General features: G+C 52.7%; 2 rRNA genes. Both read right to left on the reverse strand.

Annotated elements, in window-relative coordinates:
- Positions 1–10: 10 nt before the first annotated feature.
- Positions 11–125: ribosomal RNA gene (gene rrf / locus ACZYTD_RS17095) — 5S ribosomal RNA — on the reverse strand.
- Between the two features lie 74 nt (positions 126–199).
- Positions 200–3,089 (reverse strand): 23S ribosomal RNA (locus ACZYTD_RS17100).
- Positions 3,090–3,123: the final 34 nt, after the last annotated feature.

A 3,123-nucleotide genomic window follows, 5' to 3' on the forward strand; every position in this document is an offset into this window, starting at 1 on the left:
CTAATTGGGTGCCTGGCAGTGTCCTACTCTCGCATGGCGAATGCCACACTACCATCGGCGCTACAGCGTTTCACTTCTGTGTTCGGCATGGGTACAGGTGGTTCCACTGCGCTATCGCCGCCAGGCAAATTCTTTAATCTGGGAATAAGCTGATTCTTTCGTTCTCTGCAACAAGCGTCTAAAACTTCTTGGGTGTTGTATGGTTAAGCCTCACGGGTAATTAGTATGGGTTAGCTCAACACGTCACCGCGCTTACACACCCCACCTATCAACGTTGTAGTCTCCAACGGCCCTTTAGGACACTTATAGTGTCAGGGATGACTCATCTCAGGGCTCGCTTCCCGCTTAGATGCTTTCAGCGGTTATCGATTCCGAACTTAGCTACCGGGCAGTGCCATTGGCATGACAACCCGAACACCAGAGGTTCGTTCACTCCGGTCCTCTCGTACTAGGAGCAACTCCCTTCAATCATCCAGCGCCCACGGCAGATAGGGACCGAACTGTCTCACGACGTTCTGAACCCAGCTCGCGTACCACTTTAAATGGCGAACAGCCATACCCTTGGGACCAACTTCAGCCCCAGGATGTGATGAGCCGACATCGAGGTGCCAAACACCGCCGTCGATATGAACTCTTGGGCGGTATCAGCCTGTTATCCCCGGAGTACCTTTTATCCGTTGAGCGATGGCCCTTCCATTCAGAACCACCGGATCACTATGACCTACTTTCGTACCTGCTCGACTTGTCGGTCTCGCAGTTAAGCTGGCTTATGCCATTGCACTAACCTCCTGATGTCCGACCAGGATTAGCCAACCTTCGTGCTCCTCCGTTACTCTTTGGGAGGAGACCGCCCCAGTCAAACTACCCACCAGACACTGTCCCTGGCCCGGATAACGGGCTTAGGTTAGAACATCAAACATACCAGGGTGGTATTTCAAGGTCGGCTCCATGACAACTAGCGTCGTCACTTCCAAGCCTCCCACCTATCCTACACAAGTAGGTTCAATGTTCAGTGTCAAGCTATAGTAAAGGTTCACGGGGTCTTTCCGTCTAGCCGCGGGTATACGGCATCTTCACCGCAATTTCGATTTCACTGAGTCTCGGGTGGAGACAGCGTGGCCATGGTTACACCATTCGTGCAGGTCGGAACTTACCCGACAAGGAATTTCGCTACCTTAGGACCGTTATAGTTACGGCCGCCGTTTACCGGGGCTTCGATCAAGAGCTTCGCTTGCGCTAACCCCATCAATTAACCTTCCGGCACCGGGCAGGTGTCACACCCTATACGTCCACTTTCGTGTTTGCAGAGTGCTGTGTTTTTGTTAAACAGTCCCAGCCACCTGGTCACTGCGGCTGACAATAGCTCCGTGCGCAAGGCACTTCACCACCATCAGCGTACCTTCTCCCGAAGTTACGGTACTATTTTGCCTAGTTCCTTCACCCGAGTTCTCTCAAGCGCCTTGGTATTCTCTACCCGACCACCTGTGTCGGTTTGGGGTACGGTTCACTGTTATCTGAAGCTTAGAGGCTTTTCCTGGAAGCATGGCATCAGTGACTTCACCTCCGTAGAGATTTCGTCTCGGGTCTCAGTGTTAATGCCGCAGCGGATTTGCCTACCGCGACCACCTACTTCCTTTCACCAGGACTACCAACGCCTGGCCCACTTAGCCTTCTCCGTCCCCTCATCGCAATAACAGTCAGTGCGGGAATATTAACCCGCTTCCCATCGACTACGCTTTTCAGCCTCGCCTTAGGGGCCGACTCACCCTGCCCCGATTAACGTTGGACAGGAACCCTTGGTCTTCCGGCGAGGAGGTTTTTCACCCCCTTTATCGTTACTTACGTCAGCATTCGCACTTCTGATATCTCCAGCATGCCTCACGACACACCTTCACAGACTTACAGAACGCTCCCCTACCACTCAATCTATTGATTGAATCCGCGGCTTCGGTGCCTGATTTGAGCCCCGTTACATCTTCCGCGCAGGCCGACTCGACCAGTGAGCTATTACGCTTTCTTTAAATGATGGCTGCTTCTAAGCCAACATCCTGGCTGTCTGAGCCTTCCCACATCGTTTCCCACTTAATCAGAACTTTGGGACCTTAGCCGGCGGTCTGGGTTGTTTCCCTCTTCACGACGGACGTTAGCACCCGCCGTGTGTCTCCCATGATTGCACTTACTGGTATTCGGAGTTTGCATCGGGTTGGTAAGTCGGGATGACCCCCTAGCCGAAACAGTGCTCTACCCCCAGTAGTGAGACATGAGGCGCTACCTAAATAGCTTTCGGGGAGAACCAGCTATCACCGAGTTTGATTGGCCTTTCACCCCTAGCCACAAGTCATCCCCTAACTTTGCAACGTTAGTGGGTTCGGTCCTCCAGTAAGTGTTACCTCACCTTCAACCTGCCCATGGCTAGATCACCCGGTTTCGGGTCTACTCCCAGCGACTAGTCGCCCAGTTAAGACTCGGTTTCCCTACGGCTCCCCTATACGGTTAACCTCGCCACTGAAAGTAACTCGCTGACCCATTATACAAAAGGTACGCAGTCACCGAACAAGTCGGCTCCTACTGCTTGTACGTACACGGTTTCAGGTTCTATTTCACTCCCCTCACAGGGGTTCTTTTCGCCTTTCCCTCACGGTACTGGTTCACTATCGGTCAGTCAGTAGTATTTAGCCTTGGAGGATGGTCCCCCCATATTCAGACAGGATGTCACGTGTCCCGCCCTACTCGTTTTCACGCTGAGTTTGTTTTCGTGTACGGGGCTATCACCCTGTATCGCCGGACTTTCCAGACCGTTCCACTAACGCATTCAACGCTTAAGGGCTGCTCCCCGTTCGCTCGCCGCTACTAAGGGAATCTCGGTTGATTTCTTTTCCTCGGGGTACTGAGATGTTTCACTTCTCCCGGTTCGCCTCGCAACACTATGTATTCATGTTGCGATACTGCATAAATGCAGTGGGTTTCCCCATTCGGACATTGTGGTGTCAATGCTTCTTACCAGCTCGACCACACTTAACGCAGGTTAGCACGTCCTTCATCGCCTCTGACTGCCTAGGCATCCACCGTGTACGCTTAGTCACTTAACCATACAACCCCAAGAAGTCTTGCGACTTAGCGGAG

Source organism: Pseudaeromonas sp. HNCC25DJ180 (genome assembly GCF_055413345.1).